The following is a 20,101-nucleotide window of genomic DNA, read 5'->3' on the forward strand; positions in this document are numbered from 1 at the left end:
CCGGTTCAATTCGCCGGCGTCAGCCCAGCAGGCGCTCGGCCTCGGCGATGGCATAGCGGTCGGTCATGCCTGCGACGTAGTCCAGCACGACGCGGGCACAGCCGGTCTCGTCGCCCGCCGCCTCGGCCGCGGCGCGCCAGTGGTCGGGCATCTTGGCGGGGTCGTGCAGGAACAGCGGGAACAGCCCGTTCAGCAGCGCCGTCACCCGGCTGCGTTCGACCACGACCGAGGGCGCGCGGTACATGCGCTGGAACAGGAACAGCTTGATCGCCTTGAGGTTCTGATAGAGCGGCTTGGAAAACCGGATGATCGGCCCGTCCATGTCGCGGATGTCCTGCGCGCTGGCCGGGCGCAGGCTGGCCAGGCGGTTCTGGGCGACGGCGATCACGTCCTCGACCATGACGCCGAAGACGCGGCGCAGCGCCTCGTGCCGGCGGCGCATGGGGTCGAGGCCGGGGTGCAGGCGGTCGACCTCGGCAAAGGCCTCGCCGATGACGGGCAGGGCGGCCAGGTCGTCCTCGGTGAAAAGCCCAGCGCGCAACCCGTCGTGCAGGTCGTGGTGGTTATAGGCCACGTCGTCGGCGACCGCGGCCACCTGCGCCTCGGCGCTGGCGTTGGTGTGCAGTTCCAGGTCCCATTCGGCGTTCACCTCGGCCAAGGCATAGGGCAGCGGGCCCGTCACCGGACCATTGTGCTTGGCGATGCCTTCCAGGCTTTCCCAGGTCAGGTTCAGCCCGTCGAAATCGGCATAGTGCCGTTCCAGCCTGGTCACGATGCGCAGGGCCTGGGCGTTGTGGTCGAAACCGCCATAGGGCGCCATCAGGGCGGCCAGCGCGTCCTCTCCGGTATGGCCGAAGGGCGGGTGGCCCAGGTCGTGGGCCAGGGCCACCGTCTCGGCCAGGTCGGGGTTCAGTCCCAGCGCGCCCGCGATGGTGCGGGCGACCTGGGCCACCTCGATCGTGTGGGTCAGGCGGGTGCGGAAATAGTCGCCGCGATAGTCCTTGCCGTCGTGTTCGACGAAGACCTGGGTCTTGTGCTTGAGCCGGCGAAAGGCGCTGGAGTGGATGATCCGGTCGCGGTCGCGCTGCCAGGGGCTGCGGAATGTCGACATCCGTTCCGGCCAGCGGCGGCCGCGGCTGGCTTCGGGCTGGCAGGCGAAGGGTGCCGTCATCAGGGTCCGTTCCTTGCGAGATTTCCCCCCGGACCCTATATTCCCCAACACACGACGGAAACGGGAACGCCCCATGAACAACGCCCTGAACCTGCCCCCCAAGGTGACAGACCGCGCCTTTGCGCGGCTGGCGGAAATCAACGGCCAAGGCCCCGCGCGGCCCTTGCGGGTCGCGGTGGCGGGCGGCGGCTGTTCGGGGTTTCAATACGACATCCGGCTGGACGACCCGGCCGAGGACGACCTGGTGCTGCGCGGCGCGGGCCAGGCGGTGGTGGTCGATCCGGTCTCGCTGCCGTTCCTGGCGGGGGCGGTGATCGACTTTGCCGACGAGCTGATCGGCGCGCGCTTCACCATCGACAACCCGAACGCCACCGCCTCTTGCGGCTGCGGGACCAGCTTCTCGATCTGATCTGGTCCTTTCCCGGCGCCCCCGCTAGGCTGCGGGCATGAAGATCGCGACATTCAACATCAACGGCGTCCGCGCCCGCATCGCAATCCTGCTGGACTGGCTGGCCGAGGCGCAGCCCGACGTCGTGGTCTTGCAGGAAATCAAGACGCAGGACGAGGCGTTTCCGGCCGAGCCCATCGCGGATCTTGGCTACACCGTCGAGACTCACGGGCAAAAGGGCTTCAACGGCGTCGCGATCCTGTCGAAATATCCGCTCGAGGACGTGATCCGCGGCCTGCCGGGCGACGAGGCCGACGAACAGGCCCGCTATATCGAGGCGACGGTGATCGGCACCCGCGCCCTGCGCGTGGCCGGGCTCTACCTGCCCAACGGCAATCCGTTTCCCGGCCCCAAGTTCGACTACAAGCTGGCCTGGATGAAGCGCCTGCGCGCCCGCGCCAGGGCGCTTCGGGACAGCGAACTGCCCAGCGTCCTCTTGGGCGATTTCAATGTCATCCCGGAGCCCCGCGACGCCGCCCATCCCGAGCGCTGGACGGACGATGCGCTGTTCCAGCCCGAAAGCCGCGCCGCCCTGCGCCGCATCCTGAACGACGGCTGGGCCGACGGCATCCGGTTGCGCGATCCCGACAACCCGCGCGGCCCCTTCACCTTCTGGGATTACCAGGCCGGGGCCTGGCAGCGCGACAACGGCATCCGCATCGACCACATCCTGCTGTCGCCACAGGCGGCCGATCTGCTGGTCGATATCGGCATCGACCGGGACGAGCGCGCCAAGGACAAGCCCAGCGACCATGTCCCGGTCTGGGCGGTGCTGGACGCCTGAGCGTTTCTTTCTTGTGAAAATATCCCGGGGGGACGCCTTCGTGCCCCCATCGAGGGGGCGCGAAGGCGTGGGGGGCAGCGCCCCCCGGCCAAGACCTCCACCCTAGCGCGGGTCGTTCAGGTCTCCGTCGCCTGGAACCTCGTCGTCGTCGCCAAAGCGGGCGTCGTCGGCGAACTCGTCCTCGCCCTCTCCCACGTATTTCGCGGAAAGCGCGATGGAATGGCCGTCATGGATCGGGTCCATCACCACATCCGACGGAATCTCGCCCGCCAGCCATTCGCGGATCTCGTCCTTGATCTCGGGGATTTCCTGGCCGGTCACTTCGGCCAGGTACTTGATGAAGGCGCGCTGGTCGCCGTCGATCTCGTCCAGGTCCTCTTCGTCGACCTCGGGCCACTTCTCGGCAATCGCCTCATAGAAGGCGGACCAGTTGGCCTGAACGTTGCTCCATCTCATCAGTAGCCCCCTCCGCCAAGGCCGCCCTGCACCATGCGAGAGGCCCCGGTGATGTCTTCGCCGACGCCGGCGACGGTGTTGCATCCGGCCAACGCCAGAAGGGCCGCAAGGGTTGCGAGTCTGATCACGTTCACTTCCTTTCCTCGTACCACCAGGTTTCCGGCATGAAGCCCGGCCAGTCCCCATATAGCGGCGTCTTCTCAGGGTAATGCAGGTCAGAGTTGTGGGCCAAGCGCGAAACGCGCGAAAAGCTGACCGGGATGACATAGCGTCCGGCGGTCAGGATGCGGTCCAGCGCGCGCACGGCGGCCTGATAGTCCTCGGCCGTGGCCGCCCGTCCCATTTCGGCGATCATCGCCTCGGCGGCGGGGGAATCCATGCCCATCCAGTTGCGCGTTCCGGGCTTCGTCACCCCGTCGCGGCCCCAGTACAGCATCTGTTCGTTGCCGGGCGACAGCGACAGCCCGCGTTCGTACCAGGTCATGTCGAACTGGTAGTTGTTCGTCCGCTCGACATATTGCGCGGCATCAAGCAGCGTCACGGTCGGCGTGATCCCCAGGTTGCGCAGCGACTGGACGAAGATGTCCACGATCTGGCGCATCTCGGCGTTCGAGCGCATGGCGCTGCCGGACTGGTTCAGCAGGATCTCGAAGCGGAAGGGCTGGCCTTGGGCGTTCTTCAGCACGCCTTCCTGCACGGTCCAGCCGGCTTGGGCCAGCAACTCCAGCGCGGCGCGGATGCCCTGGCGGTCGATGGCGCGGGGGCCGCCCGGGGGCAGGGCATAGCCATCGATCGTGCCGGGGGGCAGGTCGGCGGCGAACGGGGCCAGCAGCTCGGCCTCGCGGCCGGTGGCGGGGCCGGGACGCATCGCCAGGTCCGAGTTCGAGAAATAGCTGGTGATGCGCGGGTCGGTGCCGTCGGACAGGGTCATGTTGACGAAGCGGAAGTTGAAGGCCTCGATCAACGCCTGCCGCACCCGCCAGTCGGCAAAGATCGGATTGCGCGTGTTCATCACCAGCCCCATGATTCCCGACGGCCGCTGGTTGGGGATCTCGGACTTGACGACCTTGCCTTCGCGGACGGCGGGAAAGGTGAAGTCGCGGTTCCAGCGCGCGGCGACCAGTTCGCGCCAGACATCGGTCTCGCCGGCCTTGAACGCCTCGAACATGGCAGAGGCGTCGCCGAAGTAGTCGTAGCGGATGACGTCCAGATTGTTCAGCCCGCGGTTCACCGGCAGGTCGCGGCCCCAATAGTCCGGGTTGCGGCCGAAGCTGATCGAACGGCCACGGTGATCTGTCGAGACATAGGAGCATGATGCGACGGGCGCCGTCGAGCTCCGCTGCGCGAAATCGCGGCCCTGCATTGCGCCTTCTTCAGGATCGGGCGCATCCCCATCGCGTTCCAGTTCGCGGTCGGGCGTGTTGAAGGTGAAGCGCACCGACCGCGGGCCGGTCTGCTCCATCCGCTCGACCTTGGCCCAGACGGCGGTGTAGCGGGGGTGGCCCTTGGTCCCCAGCGTCTCATAGGACCACATCACGTCCTCGACGGTGACGGGGGTGCCGTCGGAAAAGCGTGCCTCGGGGCGCAGGGTGAATTCGACCCAGCTGCGCTCCGGGTCGGTTTCCACACGTTCCGCGAGAAGTCCGTACAGGGTGAAGGGTTCGTCCAGCGAACGCATCATCAGCGGTTCGGCCACCAGGCCGGGCTGGGTGAACAGGGGCCAGACCGGGTTCCCCATCAGGATCCAGGGGTTGAGCGAGTCGAATCCCCCCGACTCGGACAGCCGAATCACCCCTCCCTTGGGGGCCTCCGGGTTAACATAGGGCAAGTGGGAAAAATCTGCGGCAAGGGCAGGTTCTCCATACATTGCAAGGGCATGGGTTGGTTCAGCAAGACTTGCTAGAGGCAGAGATGCCACACCCCCGGCGAGCAGAATTCCCCGCCAGATCGCGGAATCGTTAATAATTTTGAAGAATCGCATGCTCGAATGCCCTGATTTGCGGGTCGCTGATTTTGATTGGTTTCCAGATTAGCGATCCGTTCACCATGGTGCAAACTTACCCGTTGGACTCTGCGGAGGAAAAGCGTATAGATAACTCACTGCTCGATAGGTTTCTTGCCTGTATGAAACCTGCCTCATGACTTGCGCCCGCCTTGTGCGGGCGCTTTTTTTGCTGCTGCAGCACCTTGCACAGCAAGGAAATTCCCTGAAAAATCCAAAGGGATGTGCAATCAGGGGTTGAAATTTTCAAAAGCTGCGGCAAGGCGAGACTCACCTTTGGCGAGATTCGTTTCAGGTGGGAATAAGCTGATTATGTCTGGATGAGCGGGCCCAAGTGAGCATCGTTTGGTGACCGTCTGACAGGCAGCGGCCGAATTGGCTTCATGCGTTCGGCGAACAGCGGGCGTAAATCCGCCGGTAGCTGGGAGCTTATCCAGAGTATGTTGTGAAGTTCAAAGGTGCGCGTCTGCATAGGATAGGCGGAGCTGCCGATGAAGGAGTGGACACCATGTGCCCGTTTGCAGGGCATCATGAAAACCAGCGTTTGGCTTGGATCTAGAAAAAATCTAGAATGTCTAAATAAAACTGCAAAAGATAATTAAATTTTCTTGAAATCGCATTCTGTCAGTTCGGCTACAAAACAGACGAAATAACGCCCACAGGTTGTTGAAAGAGCATCAGAAAGCATAAAAACGCCCCCGGAATCCCAGGGGCGCTGCTTCAGGTCGGATCAGAAGTGATACGAGGCGCGGATCTGTACCAGGTCGCTGTCCAGGTCCAGTCCGTCGATGTCCTCGATGTCCGAAAAGTCGTTGCGGCTGTATTCGGCGCCAACCGTGAACTTGTCGGTCACCTTGAAATCCGCCCCGATGCCATAGGTCACGCCGGTTTCCGAGAGGTCGCTTGCCTTGGCGTGGGCCGCGCCCAGCGTCACGTAGGGCAGGAAGCGGCCCATGTCGTAACCGGCCCGGGCACGCAGGCGGTAAAGGTCGCCGTCGCCGTCCACATCGTCCAGATCGACCTTGTTGTAGTCGAATTCGCCACCCAGCACGAACTTGCCGAAGTCGTGCAGATAACCTGCGTGCAGGCCATAGCCGTCCGCATCGGTATCGGCCGACTCGCCGGCATAGCTGAGTTCGAGGTTGCCCTTGCCGTATTGCAGACCGGCATAGAAGCCCGTCCAGTCGACCGAGACCGGCTCGGGCGCGGGGGTCACGACGACCGGGGTTTCGACGACCGGGGCGACGTAGCCGCCGGCGTGGGCGCCCGTCGCTGCTGCCGCCGTGGCGAGTGCTGCGTAGACTGCAAGTTTCATGGTATGTCCCATCATTCTTAGTTCCAGGGCGCTTGGATATGCCTTGCCATCGGTGGGGAAAAGCCCTTTGCGATCACGTCCGTCGTGACAAATCTTCAACCTATCGAGAGCGGCCGTTTCCGCTTTGTTTCCGGCCATGACCAGCTTGTCACGGCCAGCGGATTTTCCCATGCTGCCGGTGCAGCATCAGATCAGGAGGATTGCGATGTTCGAGAAATTCCTTGCAGGCAAGACGGCGGTGGTCACGGGCTCGAATTCGGGAATCGGGCTGGGCATCGCCCATGAACTGGCCAAGGCCGGGGCCGATCTGGTGCTGAACAGCTTTACCGATACACCCGAGGATCACGCCCTGGCGGACACGCTGGCGGCCCAGCATGGCGTAACGGTCCGCTATATCCAGGCGGATATGTCGAAACCCGCCGAGTGCCGCGCGCTGATCGAGCGGGCCGGCGCCTGCGACATCCTGGTGAACAACGCGGGCATCCAGCATGTCGCCCCGATCCCCGAGTTCCCGGCCGAGGACTGGGACGCGATCATCGCCATCAACCTGCGCTCGGCCTTTCACACCACGGCCGCCGCGCTGCCCGTGATGCGCAAGGCGGGCTGGGGCCGGGTCGTCAACATCGCCTCGGCCCACGGGCTGACGGCCAGCCCCTTCAAGTCGGCCTATGTCGCGGCCAAGCACGGCATCGTCGGCCTGACCAAGGTCACGGCGCTGGAAACCGCGAAAGAGGCGATCACCTGCAACGCCATCTGCCCCGGCTATGTGCTGACGCCCATCGTCGAAAAGCAGATTCCGGACCAGATGAAGGCCAACAACATGACGCGCGAGGAGGTGCTGGAACGGGTCATCCTGGAACGCCAGCCGTCGCGCGAATTCGCCACGGTCGAGCAGCTGGGCGGTACCGCCGTCTTCCTGTGTTCGTCCGCGGCCGACCAGATCACCGGCACGACGATCTCGGTTGATGGCGCTGGACGGCGGCTTTACGCCGGAGAGTCCCCTGCCAGGGCCCGGTCGTCGCCCTGGGAGATGCGGGTCAGGATATCCTGACCATAGCTGGTTCTGAGATCGCGGAAGAAGGCGTCCGCGGCCTTTGCGTCGGTGAACCGCGGCTGCGCGCCGCGCCGCGGATTGGCGATCTGCACCAGCGCCCGCAGCAGCTGTCCGGTTGCGGGGAGCCGCGGCGGGCGCCAGGTCGATCGCCGCGCTGCACGCTGGGCACGACATGCTCGGTCAGGCCGGCGTCGCGCGACACCACGATGTTCATGCGGTTCTTCAGCGGCCTGACGGGCAGGCTTTCCCAGGTCAGCCGGCCCATGATGATGGCGCTGCCCAGGGTCTCGCGCTGGAACAGGCGCATGTCCGCGGGGATATGCCAGGGGATGGTGTTGTCCTTGCCGATGGCGCCGTTCCGGGCGCGGGCGACGACCAGCGAGATCATCTTCTGTCCTTATACAGCGACCGGCGCCTTGATGGCCGGCAGGGGGTCATAGTCCAGGAACTGGAAATCCTCGAACCGGAAATCGAAGATCGAGTCGACCTTGCGCGCGATCCGCAGCCGGGGCAGGGGGCGCGGCTGGCGCGCCAGTTGCGTCTGCACCTGGTCCAGGTGGTTCAGGTAGATATGCGCATCGCCCATGGTGTGGATAAAGTCGCCCGCCTCGTATCCCGTCACATGGGCCAGCATATGCGTCAGCAGCGCATAGGAGGCGATGTTGAACGGCACCCCCAGGAACATGTCGGCCGAGCGCTGGTAAAGCTGCAGCGACAACCGGCCGTCCTGCACCCGCACCTGCCACAGCGTATGGCAGGGCGGCAGGGCCATGCGGTCCACCTCTCCGGGGTTCCAGGCCGAGACGATCAGCCGGCGTGAATCGGGCGTCTTGCGGATGCGGTCCACCAGTTCGGCGATCTGATCCACCTCGCCCACCACGACGCGGCCATCGGCCTCGCGGATCGTCGGGAAATGGCGCCACTGATGGCCATAGACGGGCCCGAGGTCGCCGTTCGCGTCCGCCCATTCGTCCCAGATGCTGACGCCGTTCTGCTGTAGATAGCGGATGTTCGTGTCGCCCGACAGGAACCACAGCAGTTCGTGGACGATGGATTTCAGGTGCAGCTTTTTCGTCGTGACCAGCGGAAAGCCCTGATCCAGAGGATAGCGGCACTGCATCCCGAAATGCGAGATCGTGCCCGTCCCGGTGCGGTCGGTCGAGCGGCTGCCCTGGTCCAGCACCAGCCGCAAGGCGTCGAGATATTGGCGCATCAGCCCCCCTTTGTGCCGCCCCTCGTCCTTTCCATAAGCGCCGGGGCCAGCATCGGCAACAGGTCGACCGTCGACTGGACGAATTCCGCCGCAGGCCGGGCCAGCAGGCGGCTGCGTGCCTCGGCCAGCGAGGCGGGGGGCAGGCGGGCCAGCAGGTCGGCCAGGGACGCGGGGTCGGGCCGGTCGATGACCCAGCCAAGGGCGTCTTGCGCGATGCGGCGCCCGGTCTGGGTGTCCGCCAGCGCGACCGAGGGGCAGCCGCACCAGCTTGCCTCATAGATGCGGTTGGGCAGCAGCCAGTCGGAGTTGGTGCCGCGCTGCCACATGTCCTGCGCCCAGACCAGGTCGCAGCCGGCATAGGCCCCGGGCAGGCCGGCGGGATAGGCATAGGGGCCGGTCCATTCCACGTTTGGGCGGCGCGCGACCTCGGCCCGGAAATCCTTCAGCGCGTGGTCGTGCAGCGCACCCGAGAACCGCACCCGCAGCCGGTCGCCCATCAGGTCCGCCGTTTTCAGCAGCAGATCGACCGACGCCTGGCAGCGGATCGAGCCGACAAGGCCGATGGTCACCGGGCGGTCGGGGCGCGGTTCCGAGACAGGCCGGGACAGCCCCGCCGCCGGATCCAGCCACAGCTTGTTTTCGACCAGCGCGACCGGGCCGCGATAGTGCTGGAGGGGGCGGAAATAATTCTCGGTGAAGCCCGGGGACGACACGACCAGCAGCGCGGCGCGCGACAGGACCTGGCGTTCGGTCGCGCGCATGACCTGACCCTTGCGGCCCGGCGCCGTCATCAGGTCATGGATGTCGAGGCATTCATAGACCAGCGGCGGTTGCCTGCGGCCCGCGCGCAGGCAGGCCAGCCGCCGCGCGGCCAGCGCGATCAGCGCCAGATCCAGGTTGCGCGCGATCACCAGATCGGCATGGGCCAGCGCCCGCCACTCGGTCAGCGCGCGGCGGACCGCCGCGCCCAGGCCCAGGGCGCGGCCCTTGATGTCCTGGTGCCGGACAAGGCCCAGGTCGATGTTGCGCCATTCCGGCCGGAATCGGCGCTGACCTGCCGTCCCAGGTAAGATGGTTTCGTAGCTGGCGATCCGCCCGGTCGCCGTACGCGTGTAAGCCGCGCGAAAGATCTTGTCGTCGGCCACATCGAAGCCGTTCATTTCGAGCGCCCAGCCGCGGCGGCTATCATAGCTGGCCGTCTGATAAGTGCCGTGGGGCCGGTTCAGAAGGCCCGCGCAGACCCCGCGATGCAGTTGGCCGCGCAGGAACCAGAAATTGCGCTGGTCCGCGGCCGCGTGGCGGCGTTCCTGAAGGCGGCACCACAGCGCCTTGGCGGTGGCCGTCGCCAGCAGGCGGGCCTTGGCGGCGGCACCGGGCGCGGTGACGATATGGGTCTGGCCCATGCGATAGCGCCGCACGGCCAGCCATTCCAGCGTCTGGCGCGTCGGCGGCACCGGCTCGGTCACCAGGGCCCTGGGAGCGGCGACATAGCGCAAGCCCATGTTGTAAAGGCGCAGGAAGAATTCCGTGTCCTCGCCCCCGGTCGTTCCCCGCCGCAGGTCATAGCGCTGATCCTGCCAGGCCGTGCCCGCCCACCGCAGCACGACATTGCCGCTGTTGCCGGTCTGGATCGGCGGCTTCATGCGTTCGGGGTGGGACGAATGGAAATCCAGGGCCGAAACCCAGGCGGGCGCCTCGGGGGGGTAGATGGCCTGAACCTTGCCAAAGGCGCCGTCTGCCCCGGCGTCGCGGGCGGCCCGCAGGATCTCGGCCAGCCAGTCGGGATCGACCCATTCGTCGTCGTCAAGGCTGGCCACCCATTCGGCCCCGCCGGCACTTGCCGCGTCCAGGCAGGCGTTGCGCGCGACCGAGATGTTGCGGGCGGGCGCGTGGACATAAACCAGAGGAAAGGGCAGGGCGCGTCCGGCGTCCTCGACCAGGGCGCGGGCGCTGTCGGTGTCGTCGTTGTCCGCGACGACGAGGCGCAGCGACAGGCCCTCGGTGCCGCGCTGCTGACCGATGCTTCGGATCGTCTCGACCACCTGGGGCCGGCGAAAGGTGCACATGACGATGTCAACGCGCATCGCGCAATCTCCTGTATGTCAAAAGTCCGCTTAGAAATCCGGCACCCCAGGGCAGATGCATCGCGGCCAGCGCCGGTCCCGCCCAAAGCCCGCACAGGCTGCGATGCCGGATCGCCATGCCCGCCGAGGCCAGCGCCAGCACGCCAAGGTAAAGCACGGGCCAGGCCAGCCCCAGCGCGGTCAGGGACGTGCTGCCCCCCGCAAGCCCGATGGCGGCCAGCGCCGCGCCCAGGGCGATCAGCGCCAGGTTCACCGCGGGCGCGATCTGGCGCAGGCGCGGGCGCATCCCGTGCTTGCAGACCGTGCGCGCCCGGCCCCGGCCATAGTTCCAGTATTGCCGCGCCAGCCGCGCGGGGCTGGGCCGCATCCAGTAATCCAGCCGCAGCTCGGCCGCGAGCCAGATGTGCCCGCCCGCGCGGCGCAGGCGGTGGTCCAGCTCGGCATCCTCGTTATGGCTGAAGCCGGCGTCATAGCCGCCGACGCGGCGGAACCAGTCCAGGTCCATGGCCGCGTGGTGGCCATGGTCCACCGGGCCCGAGGCGCGGCCGCCGCGATGGGCCGATCCGCCCGACCCCAGCGGCGTGTCCACGATCCAGGCGGCGGCTTTCTGGAAACAGCCCTCGCCCCGCGAATCCATCGGCACCACGACCGAGGCGGCGCGCTTTTCCACCAGCAGTTCGGCCGCGCGCATCGCATAGCCGGGCGGGTACAGCGCATGGGCATCGGCCCGCAGCAGGATGCGGTGGCCAGGGCGTGCGCAGGACGTCACCGCGTGGTTAATGCCTGCCGATTGCAGCCGGCCCGGGTTGTCGATCAGCGTCAGGTTCGCGAACTCGGCCGCCAGGCGCTGCACGATGGCGCGGGTCCGGTCGCGGCTGCCGCCGTCGGCCACGACGACGCCGGCGCGGGCCAGGCGGGGGTCGCCCGCCAGAAGCGAGCGCAGGCAGGGCTCGATGGCGGCTTCCTCGTTCAGGGTGGGGACGACGATCAGCACCTCGTCGCCGGTCAGGCGCGTGTCGCGCAGCAGGGGGCGGGGGCGTTCATGGCGCGACCTGTGCGCCGGGGCGGGCGCGGCTGCCGGCCAGGTGGCGCAGCGAGGCGAGGCTGGGGTCGATGCCCAGCCGGCGGCGGCACAGCAGGTTCATCACGGCAAGGCCAAGCCCGTGGCTTGCCACCGCCCCCGCCGCCGCGCCGGTGACACCGTAAAGCGCCCCCAGCGCCGGGACCGCGACAAGGCAGGCCAGCGCTCCGGTCAGGTTGCCGGCGAAATCCGCGCGTCCGTTGCCGCGCGACGCCAGGATCACCGAGGCGGGGCCGAAGGCCACCGACAGCGCCGGGATCAGCAGCAGGATCAACAGCGCCGGCCGGGCCGCCCGATATTCGGGGCCGAACCAGCCAAGCGCCATGGTGCCAAGGACCAGAACGATCACGACGCCCAGGGCCAGTCCCGCCAGCTTGATCGCGGCCGAACTGGCCAGCAGACGGTCGCGGCGCCGCGGCTGATCGGCGGCCATCGCCTGCGCGATGCGGGGGCTGAAGGCCACGTCCACGGCCACCACGCCGAAGTTGATGAAATTGACGATAGAGAAGGCGACCGCGAACAGGCTGACCTGCGCCCCGCCCAGGGCGAGGCCCGCCGTCGCGATCAGGATGGCCTTGCGATATTCCGTCATCACCAGCCCCGGCGTCAGCCACAGGCCCAGGCCCATCCACGCCCGCCATGCGCGGCTGTCGGACGGCGTGTCGCGCAGGAAGGCAAAATCCGCCCGCAGCAGGGCGTTCTGGATCAGGACGGTCAGCCCTTCGGACAGGGCGAACAGCACGACCACATGCCAGGGCTTCAGTGGGACCCCCGCTGCCCAGGCCAGGCTCAGACCCAGCGTCAGCACCAGCGGCCCGGTCAGCAGGCGCGGCAGCAGCCCCTTGCGCATCACGCCCAAGGCGGTCGCGTGGCGCGCCGTCAGGCGGGCCAGCGCGACCAGCACCATGGCCAGCGCGATGGCGGCCAGCATCTGCGGGTTGTCGGCGGGCAGCAGGCCGGTCGTCCAGGCCGCCGCTCCCAGCAGCGCCAGCAGCGGCAGGGTGAACAGCACCAGCCGCCGGTTGACGCGGATGAACCCCGCCGCCTGCGCCATGCGGCCATGTTCGCGTGCAGGCACGATGCAGCGCATGGCACCCGATTCCATGTTCAGCGTCATCAGGATCGAGGCAATCTGCGCCACCGATATGGCCTGCAGTGCCACCCCCGCCGCCTGCGGCGCCAGCAGCCGCACCAGAAGCAGCGTCCAGGCCAGGCTCAGCAGGTTGCTACCCACCCGGGCGACGATCAGCAAAAGCGAATCGACCAGGCCCGCGCGATGGTCACGCGAAGGGGGCGCCTTGGCGTCATCCATGATATAGTTTCCACGGACGCGCAAAGCAGGCGACCGCTCGCCCGGAACGGCTAGCTTCGCGCGCGTGTTCGTGGTTTGATTGAGGAATCATGATAGGCGCTCTTCTCATAGGTTTGATCGCGGGCACGGCGCTGGGCCTGTTCGTCGCGCTCTACTTCGGGGCGGGCTGGCTGGCGGCGCTCGTGACGGCGATCCTGTCGGCCAATCTGGGCGCTGACGGCGATGCTGCTGCTGAACGGCTGGCGCGACGCTTGGGAACGCCGGCAGGCCCGGGGCAAGCTTACTTCCCGTTAGCGCCCAGCACCACCAGAACCGTCCGCGCCAGGATGGTCATGTCCAGTCCCAGCGAATGGGAAATGGCATAGCTGCGGTCGATCCGAACGCGTTCCTCATACGAGATGTTGTTGCGTCCGCTGACCTGCCAGGGCCCGGTCAGGCCGGGACGCACCGCCATATAGGCGACGGCCGAATCGCGATAGCGCTCGACCAGTTCGGCGGCGGTCACGGGGCGCGGGCCGACCAGGCTCATGTCGCCGCGGATCACGTTCCAAAGCTGGGGCAGTTCGTCCAGGCTGGTGCGGCGCAGGAAGTGGCCAAGCCGGGTGATGCGCGGATCATTGTCCAGCTTGTGGCTGGTCTGCCATTGCAGCCGCGCCACCGCATCCCGTTCCAGCAGGTCGCGTAGGCGCTGTTCGGCGTCGGGAACCATGGTGCGGAACTTGAGGCAGCGGAACGCCCGGCCATTCTGGCCGACGCGCGCGTGGCCAAAGAACATGCCCTTGCCTTGGCTGCCGACCGTCAGGGCGACTGCCAGAATAAGCGGCAGGAAAACGATCAGCAGGACGATAGCGCCCGTCACGTCCAGGACGCGTTTCCCCCGAGAGGCATAGAATCCCTGTCTGCGAAAGGACGTGGTGCCGCCGGTCAGGTGCAGATCTGCCGTGGGGCTAAGGGATTTCCGTGGGTTGGCGGAAATCTTAACGCGGTCATAGAACATGATTACAGACCATACAGGGGGCGCAGGAAAACTTTCCTATTCGCCCGTAAAACAACACACTTCCTCATCTAAAAACGCCACGCAGAATAGACTGTCAACGCAATAGCCGGTGACGGGCGGAAATTTGCCGGCTGGTTCGGAGCGGGGCTTTAAAGGCTTGACGTGCAGCAACTGCCAAGCGAGTAGTTCGCGCACACGCCAAGCGTGTTCTGCCGCTCAAATGATTTTTGTCAAATAAACCAAATAAAATTTTCTGATTCGCAGCAGAAAACAGCCGCACTGAATCAACCCCAAGATGCGTATTTGTCCATTTGGCGATAAGCGGATTTCTGCCTGTTGCGGTGCATTCACCTTGAGCGCTGCGCAACTATCAGGCATGTGTCGCCTGACCTTTGAGACAGTTTACTATTTATTTATCCGGTCGCCTATCGACAGTCCTGCATGGATTACTAGGATGCCTCAGTGTAGGCGTAACTTTGCCCATTGGTGTATTTATGAGTATGGACGGCCTCTTTGCCGAGCGACCGGTGCGTGACGTGCCGCGGACCGCATTGACAGTTTTCGCACATCCCGACGATGCAGAGATTTCCTGCTTTGGACTGCTGTCCAAGTTGCGGCGGGAAGGCTGGCGCATCGTCATGGTGATCGCCACCCGGGGCGAGAACGGAGCCGACGTCACCTCGTGGGACAGGCTGACCGAGGCGCGCCGCGCCGCCGAAAGCATCGGGGCCGAACTGGTCTATGGCGATTTCTCGGACGGGCATGTTCAGGCACGGGCGATCTGATCCATTGGGTCGAAGGGTTGCTGCAGACCTGGCGCCCCGACATCGTCCTGACCCATTTCACCGGCGAAAGCCGCACCAGCCATCAGGACCACGTCTCGGTCGAGGCGGCGGTGCAGATCGCCGTGCGCCGCGCCACCTGGCGTCCCATGCTGCTGCTGGCCGAGGGGATCGACCACGACATCACCTTCCGCCCGAACTGGTTCGTGGACATCACCCAGGACTACGAAACCAAGGTCGGCGCTATCGGCATGCACCAGTCGCAGTCCAACAAATACTACATGAAGCGCGAACATGTGGACGTGCGCGCCCGCCGCTGGGACATCAACTTTCCCCGCCCGGCCGACAGTGAATATGCCCCGCGCTATTGGGAAGCCTTTTTCCTGGTTCAGCACGTCATGTAAGCCGGTCCGCCGTCGGAACAGCGAAAGGCAGGCATATGCAGGCTGAAACACTCTCGGAGCGCGAGCGGCCCCGGGGCGCTGACGGGCGTCGGCCGCTGGTCGATTTCATCGTGATCGGCGCCATGCGCGCCGGCACGACCATGCTGCACGACCTGTTGTCGGGGCATCCCCAGATCTCGATGGCGAGGATGAAGGAAACGGATTTCTTCGTCGCCGAAAAGAACCTGCCGCGCGGAACGGGCTGGTACGGCGCGCAATTCGACCCTGCCCGGCCGATCCGGGGCGAGATTTCCCCGAACTATGCCAAGGCGATGGATTTCCCGGGCGTGCCCGAGCGGATCTTCGAGCATTGCCCCGGGGTGCGGCTGGTCTATGTGCTGCGCGATCCGGTTGCGCGCGCGGTGTCGCAGTACGCCCATTCCTGGAACATGGGCGAGTTGTCCGACACGCCCGAGCAGATGGCCCGCAGCCCCGAATATCCGCGGATCCTCGACGCCAGCCGCTATGCCCGCCAGATCGACAACTACCTGCGCCTGTTCGATCCGGGGCAGTTGCTGGTCGTGGACTTCGACGCCCTGCTGGCCGATCCGCAGGGGCAGGTGGACCGCATCCTGGCCCATGTCGGGGCCGAACCCATGGTCGTGCCGCCGCCCGCGCGCCAGAACGGCAACGACGAGCTGTCGCGCGTGCCCAAGCCGCTGCTGCGCCTGACGCAAAGCCGGCTGCGGCCGCTGCTGACGGCGGTGGCGGGCCCGGCCCTGCGCGGCCGTCTGCGCCGCCTGCTGGCGCGCGGCCCCGCCCGCGTGGCCCCCGCCTGTCCCGAGCTGCTGCTGCAACGCATGCGCGACGACCTGGCCGAGGACGCCCAGCGCCTGCGGCAGATGACCGGGCAGGAGTTCGCGCGATGGTCGATCTGACCGCCGGCGCGCTGCCCGGCGCCCGCCCCCTTGCCCGGATGCCGGGGCTGGGCCAGCGCCTGTTCTGGCGCGGGTACGACAGCGCGCTGTTGGGCCTGACGCTGATGGTCATGTCCGACATGCCGAACCGCTGGGGACTGGCCAGCGAAGTCTGGCTGATGGTCTATGGCCTGTTCGTGCTGCGCGCGGCCACGGTCTGGCGGGCCTTTTACCGCCAGGTCGCCCGCAACTGGACGCTGATGCTGTATCCCGGCGTCTGCCTGCTGTCGGTGATCTGGTCGGGCAGCCCCGTCACCTCGGCCGTGTCCGGGGTACAGATGACGATGACGGTGCTGATCGCCATGTTCCTGGGCTGGCGCTTCGTGCCCCGGCAGCTTGTGGCACGATCTGGGCGCTGCTGTCGCTGGCGGCCCTGGCCTCGCTGGGGAACTGGGCGACGGGCGTGTTCCGCCTCTCGGCGACGTGGGCGGCCACTGGGGATCTCTACCAGCAAGAACATGCTGGGCCATTATTCCCAGTTCGCGGCGCAGATCTCGCTGACGCTGATGCTGATGGGGCAGGGACAGGCCCCGCGGGCCGCGCGCTGGCTGGCGCCGCTGACGCTGGTGCTGTGCGTGCTGGCGGTGGTGCTGCCAAGTCGATGACCGCGGTGCTGCTGCTGCCGCTTTACGGCCGGCTGACGCTTCTGCTCAACCGCAGGCGCCTGTCGCCGCTTCTGCGCCATGGCGCCATCGCGGCGCTGGTGCTGGCGCTGAGCCTGGGGCCGCTGGCCCTGGCGATGGCCGGCATCGACCCCGTGGCCGAGGTCCTGCGCGCCACCGGCAAGGACGCCACCCTGACCGGCCGGACCGAGCTTTGGTCCATCGCCTATGGGCTGGCGTCCCAGGCGCCGCTGACGGGCCTGGGCTTTGGCGCCTTCTGGGCGATGGACCGCTATGACAGCCTGCATTTCGCGGTGATCCAGGCCGGGGCGACGGCGCCGTCGTTTCACAACTTCATCGCCGACGTGTCGGTGGGCACCGGCCTGATGGGCCTGGGCGCGATGTTCGCGCTGCTGGGCACGGTGCTGTCGCGGGCGCTGCGGCATTATCGCGCCTCGGGTTCGGCGCTGTCGGTCGGCTGCCTGATCCTGGTCCTGGTCCCGATGAACGTGGGCCTGCTTGAACCCTATCTGTACCGTCAGCACGAATTCATGCTGATGTGGCTGGTCATGCTGGGCGTCAGCATCCGGTCCCACCTGCCACCCTTTGTTGTGCCGGCGCCCGTGCGCCACGAGTCCCTTGATGTGAACGAGTCCCGATGAGAGAGCTTCCCCCCCTTGCCCGTTTCCGCCAGCGTTCGCGGCTGTATCTTGGCCGGTCGTTGCGGACGGTGTCGGGCCTGCGCCAGCCCTGCGTCTTCATGCACGTGCCCAAGTGCGGCGGCACTTCGGTCAGCGAGGCGCTTTACGCGACCGTGCCCCTGCATCGCAAGATCGGGATTCTGGACAGTCCCTCGATCCGCTCGGCGCTGGCGATCCAGCACAGCGGCCAAGACGACCTGTCCTTTCACGACGAAGGCGCGCGCGCCGATGACATCGCCGCATTCCGCGAAACGCTGCTGCTGATGCACATGGCGCATCGCGCGACGCTGATCCACGGTCATTTCCTGTTTTCCGAACGCGCCTGGCAGCATTTCGGCGACCGCTACCGCTATGTCACCATCCTGCGCGATCCGGTGGCGCGGACCGTCTCGCATATACGGTTGGACGCCGGACGGGAACCGTTCGGCGAAGATCCGGGCGGGACAGCTGGACGCGCGGCAGCGAAAGCGACGAACCTGCAAGACGATTTCCACGGCTCGCCCATGCGCAGGAACATCGGCCGGGCGATGGAGCGTGCCCTGCGCAACATGGAGCGCTTCTCGCTGATCGGGTTCCTTGAGGATCTGGACGGGTTTTCGCGCGACTTCGCCGCGCTGTTCGGAGTCCGGCCCTGGATCCCGCATTACAACAGCGCCGGACAGGACAAGCCCTTCGCCATGACGACCGAGCAGCGCGACCGGCTGGCCGCTCTCAGCGCGCCCGACATCGAACTTTATGCCCATGCCCGGCGCATCGCCCCCACGCTGATGCAGCGCGAACCGAAAGTGAAAGCCGCATGATCCAGAACGATCGCCAATGGCGCCGCCTGCCCGAGCCGCAACGCGACGGCGCCGTGCCCGACGTGGACCTGGCCACGACCCTGCGCACCCTGACCAGCGGGCTGCGCCGCCAGTGGAAGCTGATCGCGGCCGTCACGCTGGGCATGGCGCTGCTGGCGCTGGCCTATGTGCTGACCGCGACGCCGCAATATACTGCGCGGGCCGCGCTGGTCGTGGACCCGCGCATCTCGAACTCGGTCAACGGGCCCGAGGCGCCGACGCTGCTGCTGTCGGACGCGCTGGTCGTGGACAGCGAGATCAAGGTGCTGGGTTCGCGCGATGTGACCTGGCGCGTGGCCAAGGCGCTGGGCCTGTTCGATCAACCGCCCGAGGACGGCGGCCCCAGCCTGCCGCGCCAGGTGCTGAATGCCCTGCAGGGCCTGCTGGGCACCACCCCCGACGCCACCGCCCTGGATGAGACCGCCAGCCGCGTCAGCCGCGAAGAGGCGATCCGCCGCGAGATGATGGAGGGCTTCGAGATCACCCGCGACGGCGGCACCTATGTCATCGACGTGGCCTATACCTCCGAGGACCCGATCTTTGCCACCAATGCGGTGAACGCGCTGATCGAGCAGTATTTCAAGGCGGCCTCGGACGCCTCTCTGTCGGACACGCGGCGCATTCACGACTGGCTGGACCAGCGCGTGCAGGTGCTGGGACAGGAGGTCAAGACCGCCGATGCCGCCGTCGCCGACTATCGCCAGCAGCACGACCTGTTTCCGATGGCCAGCGGTGCCTTGCCGTCCGAGGTCGAACTGTCGAACACCAACGACCGCCTGATCGCCCTGCGCCAGGACCTGATCGAGGCGCAGACCCGGCAGGACAAGATCAAGGGCATCGTCGCGTCGGATTCGGTGGGGGCGCTGCTGGACGGCACGCTGGGCGGCGATGTCGCCAGCCCCGCGCTGCGCGATTTCCAGACCCGCTATGCGGGCCTCGTGTCCGAGGAACATGACCTTGTGACCCGCTGGGGCGCGGGCAGCGACATGGTGGCGCGCAACCGCACGGACCAGGCGCGGCTGCGCGACGTGATGATGCAGGAGGCGGCGCAGATGGTGGACCGGCTGGGCACCCAGCAGGAAACCATCCGCCGCCAGATCGCCGCGACCGAGCTGCAGATCGAGGAACTGCGCGCCCGGGCCAACAGCGACGCGCAGAAATCCATCCAACTGGACGAACTGGAGCGCGAGGCCCAGGCCAAGCGCGGGCTTTACCAGTCGATGTTGGCCGAGCTGATCACCTCGGCGCAGCGCGAGACGTTCCAGCGCTCGCCCGCCCGGGTGATCGCCCAGGCCGTGCCCCCGGACGAGGTGGCCTCGCCCAAGGCCACCCGCACGATGATCCTGGCGCTCTTCGGCGGGCTGGTCCTGGGTTCGGCCATCGCCTTCCTGCGCGAGATCATGGACGACCGCCTGCTGCGCGGCTCGGACCTGCGCGAAGGGCTGGGGCTGCGCTATCTGGGCCTGCTGCCCGGCGTCCGGGCGGCGCAGGCCGTCAAGCCCAGCACCTTGCTGGTGCCCCAGCCCAGCGACGCGGTGCGGCGCGTGCTGCGGGGGCTGGTCGCCGAATTGCAGCAGCGCCGGCCCGAAAGCGGCGCGCTGGTCACGGGCATTGTCGCCTCGCGCCGGGGCGAGGGGCGGGCCCAGACCGCCGGCTGGCTTGCGGCCGAGCTTGCCGGCCATGACGCGCGCGTGGTGCTGATCTCGGTCGCGCCGGAACATGCGCGGCTGCTGGCGGGCGCCGGGGCTGGTGGTGCTTTACCGAGAGGTGGTAGCTGGCCATGCCGCCTCCGCCGGAACGAGCATGAGGACAAACGCCCGGCCGCCCGGCCTGCTCCCCGGATCCTGAGACCGGCCGGGACCTGCGGGATGGCGCAGCACCGGCTGCGGCCGATCTGATC

21 protein-coding genes are annotated in these 20,101 nt (G+C 66.9%); 10 read left to right on the forward strand and 11 right to left on the reverse strand.

Annotated elements, in window-relative coordinates; genetic code table 11:
• Positions 1-19 precede the first annotated feature (19 nt).
• Positions 20-1,171, reverse strand: coding sequence for a deoxyguanosinetriphosphate triphosphohydrolase (locus DPM13_RS14445; protein ID WP_080622109.1), 1,152 nt, complete (start codon positions 1,169-1,171; stop codon positions 20-22).
• 73 nt (positions 1,172-1,244) lie between these two features.
• Here DPM13_RS14445 and DPM13_RS14450 point away from each other — a divergent pair, with 73 nt between their 5' ends.
• Complete coding sequence (locus DPM13_RS14450; RefSeq protein ID WP_028718154.1) at positions 1,245-1,580, forward strand: HesB/IscA family protein; 336 nt, start codon at positions 1,245-1,247, stop codon at positions 1,578-1,580.
• 37 nt (positions 1,581-1,617) lie between these two features.
• Positions 1,618-2,403, forward strand: a complete 786-nt coding sequence (xth, locus tag DPM13_RS14455; RefSeq protein WP_112888269.1) for an exodeoxyribonuclease III — start codon at positions 1,618-1,620, stop codon at positions 2,401-2,403.
• A 102-nt stretch (positions 2,404-2,505) separates the two neighbouring features.
• Here xth and DPM13_RS14460 read toward each other — a convergent pair whose 3' ends face one another.
• From DPM13_RS14460 to DPM13_RS14470, 4 genes are all read right to left on the reverse strand, one after another.
• A complete protein-coding gene (locus DPM13_RS14460; RefSeq protein ID WP_080622111.1) occupies positions 2,506-2,859 on the reverse strand; it encodes a hypothetical protein in 354 nt (117 codons plus the stop codon).
• Entirely contained in the window at positions 2,859-2,987 is a 129-nt protein-coding gene (locus DPM13_RS25240; RefSeq protein ID WP_260502723.1) for a hypothetical protein, read from the reverse strand. The genes DPM13_RS14460 and DPM13_RS25240 overlap by 1 nt, the downstream gene beginning before the upstream one ends.
• 2 nt (positions 2,988-2,989) lie before the next feature.
• Positions 2,990-4,597 (reverse strand): extracellular solute-binding protein, encoded by a 1,608-nt coding sequence (locus DPM13_RS14465; RefSeq protein ID WP_223252049.1) that lies wholly within the window; start codon positions 4,595-4,597, stop codon positions 2,990-2,992.
• Positions 4,598-5,591: 994 nt separating this feature from the next.
• Positions 5,592-6,176: an outer membrane protein gene (locus tag DPM13_RS14470; protein WP_112888783.1), complete on the reverse strand. Its 585-nt coding sequence runs from the start codon at positions 6,174-6,176 to the stop codon at positions 5,592-5,594.
• A gap of 205 nt (positions 6,177-6,381) precedes the next feature.
• Here DPM13_RS14470 and DPM13_RS14475 point away from each other — a divergent pair, with 205 nt between their 5' ends.
• Positions 6,382-7,227: a 3-hydroxybutyrate dehydrogenase gene (locus tag DPM13_RS14475; protein ID WP_112888784.1), complete on the forward strand. Its 846-nt coding sequence runs from the start codon at positions 6,382-6,384 to the stop codon at positions 7,225-7,227.
• On the opposite strand, the gene DPM13_RS14480 is transcribed toward DPM13_RS14475, so the two are convergent.
• From DPM13_RS14480 to DPM13_RS14505, 6 genes are all read right to left on the reverse strand, one after another.
• Positions 7,214-7,618 carry a dihydrofolate reductase gene (locus DPM13_RS14480; RefSeq protein ID WP_112888271.1) on the reverse strand — a complete coding sequence of 135 codons (405 nt, stop codon included), beginning with the start codon at positions 7,616-7,618 and terminating at the stop codon, positions 7,214-7,216. The two genes, DPM13_RS14475 and DPM13_RS14480, sit on opposite strands and share 14 nt — an antisense overlap.
• 9 nt (positions 7,619-7,627) lie before the next feature.
• Positions 7,628-8,443, reverse strand: a complete 816-nt coding sequence (locus DPM13_RS14485) for a thymidylate synthase (protein WP_028718147.1) — start codon at positions 8,441-8,443, stop codon at positions 7,628-7,630.
• The gene (locus DPM13_RS23665) at positions 8,443-10,527 is read right to left on the reverse strand and encodes a glycosyltransferase (RefSeq protein WP_223252050.1); all 2,085 of its coding nucleotides are present in this window, start codon (positions 10,525-10,527) and stop codon (positions 8,443-8,445) included. Before DPM13_RS23665 ends, DPM13_RS14485 begins: the two co-directional genes overlap by 1 nt.
• Positions 10,517-11,521, reverse strand: a complete 1,005-nt coding sequence (locus tag DPM13_RS14495; protein ID WP_223252051.1) for a glycosyltransferase family 2 protein — start codon at positions 11,519-11,521, stop codon at positions 10,517-10,519. Before DPM13_RS14495 ends, DPM13_RS23665 begins: the two co-directional genes overlap by 11 nt.
• A 46-nt stretch (positions 11,522-11,567) precedes the next feature.
• Positions 11,568-12,920, reverse strand: a complete 1,353-nt coding sequence (locus tag DPM13_RS14500; RefSeq protein ID WP_112888273.1) for a lipopolysaccharide biosynthesis protein — start codon at positions 12,918-12,920, stop codon at positions 11,568-11,570.
• A 280-nt stretch (positions 12,921-13,200) separates the two neighbouring features.
• The gene (locus tag DPM13_RS14505; protein WP_158212773.1) at positions 13,201-13,779 is read right to left on the reverse strand and encodes a sugar transferase; all 579 of its coding nucleotides are present in this window, start codon (positions 13,777-13,779) and stop codon (positions 13,201-13,203) included.
• Between the two features lie 689 nt (positions 13,780-14,468).
• Between DPM13_RS14505 and DPM13_RS14510 the strand changes: the two genes are divergently transcribed.
• The 7 genes from DPM13_RS14510 to DPM13_RS14535 are packed head-to-tail and all read left to right on the forward strand — an operon-like array spanning position 14,469 to position 20,099.
• On the forward strand, positions 14,469-14,702 hold the full coding sequence (locus DPM13_RS14510; protein WP_189654696.1) for a PIG-L deacetylase family protein: 234 nt from the start codon (positions 14,469-14,471) through the stop codon (positions 14,700-14,702).
• 17 nt (positions 14,703-14,719) lie between these two features.
• Complete coding sequence (locus DPM13_RS14515; RefSeq protein WP_112888275.1) at positions 14,720-15,103, forward strand: PIG-L deacetylase family protein; 384 nt, start codon at positions 14,720-14,722, stop codon at positions 15,101-15,103.
• Positions 15,104-15,138: 35 nt separating this feature from the next.
• Positions 15,139-16,020 carry a sulfotransferase family protein gene (locus DPM13_RS14520; protein WP_112888276.1) on the forward strand — a complete coding sequence of 294 codons (882 nt, stop codon included), beginning with the start codon at positions 15,139-15,141 and terminating at the stop codon, positions 16,018-16,020.
• Positions 16,008-16,664: a hypothetical protein gene (locus DPM13_RS19865; RefSeq protein WP_145963384.1), complete on the forward strand. Its 657-nt coding sequence runs from the start codon at positions 16,008-16,010 to the stop codon at positions 16,662-16,664. The genes DPM13_RS14520 and DPM13_RS19865 overlap by 13 nt, the downstream gene beginning before the upstream one ends.
• Positions 16,661-17,323: an O-antigen ligase family protein gene (locus tag DPM13_RS14525; protein WP_112888277.1), complete on the forward strand. Its 663-nt coding sequence runs from the start codon at positions 16,661-16,663 to the stop codon at positions 17,321-17,323. The genes DPM13_RS19865 and DPM13_RS14525 overlap by 4 nt, the downstream gene beginning before the upstream one ends.
• Entirely contained in the window at positions 17,320-18,162 is an 843-nt protein-coding gene (locus DPM13_RS14530; protein ID WP_112888278.1) for a sulfotransferase family 2 domain-containing protein, read from the forward strand. Before DPM13_RS14525 ends, DPM13_RS14530 begins: the two co-directional genes overlap by 4 nt.
• A complete protein-coding gene (locus DPM13_RS14535) occupies positions 18,159-20,099 on the forward strand; it encodes a GumC family protein (RefSeq protein ID WP_112888279.1) in 1,941 nt (646 codons plus the stop codon). The genes DPM13_RS14530 and DPM13_RS14535 overlap by 4 nt, the downstream gene beginning before the upstream one ends.
• Positions 20,100-20,101 lie beyond the last annotated feature (2 nt).

It is taken from the genome of Paracoccus mutanolyticus (assembly GCF_003285265.1).
GTDB classification, from domain to species: domain Bacteria; phylum Pseudomonadota; class Alphaproteobacteria; order Rhodobacterales; family Rhodobacteraceae; genus Paracoccus; species Paracoccus yeei.

What these genes read in the sequence shown, in the direction of transcription:
- DPM13_RS14480 (WP_112888271.1), bottom strand. Translation starts at nt 7,618, where the DNA reads ATGATCTCGCTGGTCGTCGCCCGCGCCCGGAACGGCGCCATCGGCAAG.
- DPM13_RS19865 (WP_145963384.1), top strand. Translation starts at nt 16,008, where the DNA reads ATGGTCGATCTGACCGCCGGCGCGCTGCCCGGCGCCCGCCCCCTTGCC.
- DPM13_RS14470 (WP_112888783.1), bottom strand. Translation starts at nt 6,176, where the DNA reads ATGAAACTTGCAGTCTACGCAGCACTCGCCACGGCGGCAGCAGCGACG.
- DPM13_RS14450 (WP_028718154.1), top strand. Translation starts at nt 1,245, where the DNA reads ATGAACAACGCCCTGAACCTGCCCCCCAAGGTGACAGACCGCGCCTTT.
- xth (WP_112888269.1), top strand. Translation starts at nt 1,618, where the DNA reads ATGAAGATCGCGACATTCAACATCAACGGCGTCCGCGCCCGCATCGCA.
- DPM13_RS14535 (WP_112888279.1), top strand. Translation starts at nt 18,159, where the DNA reads ATGATCCAGAACGATCGCCAATGGCGCCGCCTGCCCGAGCCGCAACGC.
- DPM13_RS14465 (WP_223252049.1), bottom strand. Translation starts at nt 4,597, where the DNA reads ATGGGGAACCCGGTCTGGCCCCTGTTCACCCAGCCCGGCCTGGTGGCC.
- DPM13_RS23665 (WP_223252050.1), bottom strand. Translation starts at nt 10,527, where the DNA reads ATGCGCGTTGACATCGTCATGTGCACCTTTCGCCGGCCCCAGGTGGTC.
- DPM13_RS14460 (WP_080622111.1), bottom strand. Translation starts at nt 2,859, where the DNA reads ATGAGATGGAGCAACGTTCAGGCCAACTGGTCCGCCTTCTATGAGGCG.
- DPM13_RS14530 (WP_112888278.1), top strand. Translation starts at nt 17,320, where the DNA reads ATGAGAGAGCTTCCCCCCCTTGCCCGTTTCCGCCAGCGTTCGCGGCTG.
- DPM13_RS14520 (WP_112888276.1), top strand. Translation starts at nt 15,139, where the DNA reads ATGCAGGCTGAAACACTCTCGGAGCGCGAGCGGCCCCGGGGCGCTGAC.
- DPM13_RS14485 (WP_028718147.1), bottom strand. Translation starts at nt 8,443, where the DNA reads ATGCGCCAATATCTCGACGCCTTGCGGCTGGTGCTGGACCAGGGCAGC.
- DPM13_RS14525 (WP_112888277.1), top strand. Translation starts at nt 16,661, where the DNA reads ATGACCGCGGTGCTGCTGCTGCCGCTTTACGGCCGGCTGACGCTTCTG.
- DPM13_RS14500 (WP_112888273.1), bottom strand. Translation starts at nt 12,920, where the DNA reads ATGGATGACGCCAAGGCGCCCCCTTCGCGTGACCATCGCGCGGGCCTG.
- DPM13_RS14475 (WP_112888784.1), top strand. Translation starts at nt 6,382, where the DNA reads ATGTTCGAGAAATTCCTTGCAGGCAAGACGGCGGTGGTCACGGGCTCG.
- DPM13_RS14445 (WP_080622109.1), bottom strand. Translation starts at nt 1,171, where the DNA reads ATGACGGCACCCTTCGCCTGCCAGCCCGAAGCCAGCCGCGGCCGCCGC.